At 57.5% G+C, this 3,131-nt stretch carries 5 protein-coding genes; 2 read left to right on the top strand and 3 right to left on the bottom strand.

Translation table 11 applies throughout. The features are described from left to right. The first annotated feature begins 125 nt into the window (after positions 1–125). Both AWB65_RS34435 and AWB65_RS36540 read left to right on the top strand, forming a co-directional pair. Positions 126–512: an alpha/beta fold hydrolase gene (locus AWB65_RS34435; RefSeq protein ID WP_235008097.1), complete on the top strand. Its 387-nt coding sequence runs from the start codon at positions 126–128 to the stop codon at positions 510–512. Between the two features lie 55 nt (positions 513–567). Then, positions 568–918: a hypothetical protein gene (locus AWB65_RS36540; RefSeq protein ID WP_087671212.1), complete on the top strand. Its 351-nt coding sequence runs from the start codon at positions 568–570 to the stop codon at positions 916–918. Between the two features lie 72 nt (positions 919–990). Here AWB65_RS36540 and AWB65_RS34445 read toward each other — a convergent pair whose 3' ends face one another. From AWB65_RS34445 to AWB65_RS34455, 3 genes are all read right to left on the bottom strand, one after another. After that, on the bottom strand, positions 991–1,308 hold the full coding sequence (locus AWB65_RS34445) for a hypothetical protein (protein ID WP_125474301.1): 318 nt from the start codon (positions 1,306–1,308) through the stop codon (positions 991–993). A gap of 290 nt (positions 1,309–1,598) precedes the next feature. Further along, entirely contained in the window at positions 1,599–2,150 is a 552-nt protein-coding gene (locus AWB65_RS34450) for a cytochrome b (protein ID WP_087660736.1), read from the bottom strand. A gap of 375 nt (positions 2,151–2,525) precedes the next feature. Then, positions 2,526–2,984 carry a hypothetical protein gene (locus AWB65_RS34455; protein ID WP_087660735.1) on the bottom strand — a complete coding sequence of 153 codons (459 nt, stop codon included), beginning with the start codon at positions 2,982–2,984 and terminating at the stop codon, positions 2,526–2,528. Positions 2,985–3,131 lie beyond the last annotated feature (147 nt).

Here is a 3,131-nt window from a genome sequence, read left to right on the forward strand (position 1 = left end):
CCGACGATACTGCTCGAAGCCGGCGCCTTGATCTGCTGCCATCGCTAGGGTCTTTTGTCTCATTCAATATAAACGGCCTGCCACCCTGATGCGTTGACCTTTTTCAGCATTGCCTTAACGCCGAAATGCGAAAAGCCATTGACGGCGCAGGCGATCTCAAGCTCTCGGACGCACAACGGCTTGAATATTTGAAACAGGCGTTCTTTGCACCCGGGAACGACCCGAGCGTGTGGCTGGGCGGATGGCACCCCGAAACGCACGAGGCAGAAGGACATGCGCGCAACACGACTCCAGTTGATGACTATTTCACTGCAGGCACGGCGCCGATTCTCGACTTGCAGGGTGAAAAAGATGCGGTCGCGCCTCGTCGGTTCTCGCAAGTGCTCAGGAACATGCTGGGCGACCGTGTGACGGTCGTCGTCCTAGCGAATGCGGGTCACGCGATGGCACGCGAACAGCCGAAAGCGATGGCCGATGCCATCTCGACGTTCGCGAAGCGCGTTAATCAATAATAGCTGGACGGCCTCGAAAGCGAGGTGCAACACTTGTCTCGTATAAGGTGTTGCAATGCCCGACAAAACTACTTCGTACCAGCAGCTGCAACCTGAAGAACGCCTCGTCATCGGCAAAGCTATGCGTTTGAGCAATCCCCTACCGTTTTCGCTGCTCGAGCAGGCGTTCGCCGACGAGGCTAAAGCGGCGACTTCCACTGCGCGACGCGTATTTGCGCACGTCCCCGGCGAGACGACCATCGAAGTGGTGAGCGCCTGCGAGTGTCGGGACGTTGTGGGCGCACAATTGTGCTCGAGGCGGCCGCATGGCGCGCCGATTTGCTCATCATGGACACGCATGGCCAGCGTGGCGCCGCGCTCTTGGCTGATCGGCAGCGGGGCGCGGGGCGTTAAAGATTACGCATAGGCCGCTACTGCTCGTCAGGCTACTGCCGGATTGCAGTACACGGGCCGTTGCACGAGGTATCGACGTGTAAATTCACCGGCCTTCGTCCTTCACGATGAGCGGAGGCAATCCCAACCGGAACTGCGACTGCCGATAGGCTGAGATAAACCGTGGGTCACCATTTCGTACCCGCGCCAACCAGTAAGCCAGATCTTGCTGACATCCTTCGCTGTCGATGTCGACGAAGCACTGAGATTGGGCGGGCATCTGCGCCGCCGCCCAATGGAATGCAAAGATGGTTTCCTGGTCGGCGAGTGCAAGCCGTAGGCTTCTCCTATCGCCTTGCGTCAACCATTCTGTGATGGAGGAAGACAGCGTCGCTTCTGTTTCGTCTCGCTCATAAGCAAGCACGTGTTGGCCACCTTGCCGTGCACTGCGCAGGTCCCTAGTGGCGACAGCAATGACGAATGCAGTCGCCCGGGAATTCGGTGACGTGCTCAGAGGCGCCGGCATCGCAGCTACTAGCCAAGCAAAGAGAGCAACCAGCGCAGCGGCATATCTCATCGAGGCGTCGTCCAGTTAAGTGCTAATCGTAAGCGACGTGCGAGCCGAACTGCTGCTTGCAGCATCACAGCGGCCGAACGTGTCAGGGTAGCGGCGTAAGCCTCGCTGCTGGGACAGACCTGACGTCCATTATGTCTTTAAAGCATGCGCCGGAGCAGTTGGTCTTTGATTGCAACCTGATGTATCACAACCGCTAGCACATGCAGTCCAATTAGCATCAGTAGTATCGTCGAGCTCGCGCTGTGAAACTCACCGATTGATGCTGAAAGAGAGCCGGGCGTGGCGATTTGAGGCAGTGGAAGTACGCCGCCGAGTTTGACCATCCAGTTTCTCGCGCTTGCATTCAACCAGCCGAGGAAGGGCACGAAAAGCAATAGTGCATACATGGCCATATGTACCGCCTTCGCCACTGCACGAAGCGCTGACGATTGTTCGACAGGTGCGGGCGCTCGACGAACTAGTGCCCAGAGAAGTCGCGCTGCAATCACGACAAGAAGTGTTGTCCCCACACCGACATGCCATGCAATAAGGCCCGACGCCTCTTTGACGCCATCAACCTCTGGCATGAACCACCCTAACCCAAACTGCGCAATGAGCAACCAAAGTGTTAACCAGTGCAGTACCCTGGTTATCGAATCGTATCGTGCTCGGGCCAGAGGCGGCAAGTGTACTGGGCGGTTCGAGGGCATGCAAATCTCCGAAGATGCTGCAGTGTATGTGGGGGCGTTGGCGGCCATGAGGCTATTAAGTGACATCATCAACGCTTTCCCTTAGGGAAGCCTTAGGGAAGCGTTAGAACATTAGAGGTATATTCGCCGTGCGGAGGCGCTGGCCTCAGATGTTGACTGAACAACGCGATTGGAATACATCTAGACATAATGGTCGCTGCTGACTGAGCACCGGAGCGGCCCGTCCCGAGTATGAGCACAGTAGCGCCTTCTCTCACTGCCCGCACGGGTTGTCACGGATCGGCGTAATCGAGTGGGGGACAATCGGCGTAATGAGGCCACTTGGAATGGCGTAAGTCTTCCGTTCGGGGCTCGAGAAGGCGGTATTGAACGCCGTCAGCCGACGATTTCCGACCAGATGCTGCAGCTCTCCCGAAAGTTCATCTCGATGCTGCGAATCTGGCTCGCGCAACTGGCGTAGAGCCAGCCAGGGCCGCCGTCCATGCCGTACATGCCTTTGCACATTCCTTTCAGGCTTATGCGTGCGCGTTCCCCGATTTTGTCCGCCGGCGTGCGCGTCGCCGATAGATAGACCACACCGGCCTCGAGCGGACGTCCTGTTTCAATTCCAGCAGAATCCGCATGACGTATGCGTGTTGCAGAATAGCGCGCGACATACTCCATCGCGCGCTCCCAACGCTGCGAGCATTCCTCGCGGCCGGAACACTCGACCAAGGCGAACTCTCGCGCCTCCTTGAGCTGCGGTTCGGACTGCCGAAATTCATTCCAGCGCGCGTCCGATGAGCATGCTGCAAGTCCGAGCAGCACTATTGCGCAAAGGATCGTCTTTCTCATATCGTGCTCCGTTTTCATCGACTATGACGATGGGACGACAATACCGGCGCGTTGCGGCTCGAAGATTGATCGTAAGCGATAGTTTTAGCACACCGAACAGGGAATCACTTGCAAGCGAAGGGCAAGCATGGCTGCGTCTAGCGGTCT

Origin of the sequence: Caballeronia humi, from assembly GCF_001544475.1 — a bacterium.
GTDB lineage: Bacteria > Pseudomonadota > Gammaproteobacteria > Burkholderiales > Burkholderiaceae > Caballeronia > Caballeronia humi.

What these genes read in the sequence shown, in the direction of transcription:
- AWB65_RS34435 (WP_235008097.1), top strand. Translation starts at nt 126, where the DNA reads ATGCGAAAAGCCATTGACGGCGCAGGCGATCTCAAGCTCTCGGACGCA.
- AWB65_RS36540 (WP_087671212.1), top strand. Translation starts at nt 568, where the DNA reads ATGCCCGACAAAACTACTTCGTACCAGCAGCTGCAACCTGAAGAACGC.
- AWB65_RS34450 (WP_087660736.1), bottom strand. Translation starts at nt 2,150, where the DNA reads ATGCCCTCGAACCGCCCAGTACACTTGCCGCCTCTGGCCCGAGCACGA.
- AWB65_RS34455 (WP_087660735.1), bottom strand. Translation starts at nt 2,984, where the DNA reads ATGAGAAAGACGATCCTTTGCGCAATAGTGCTGCTCGGACTTGCAGCA.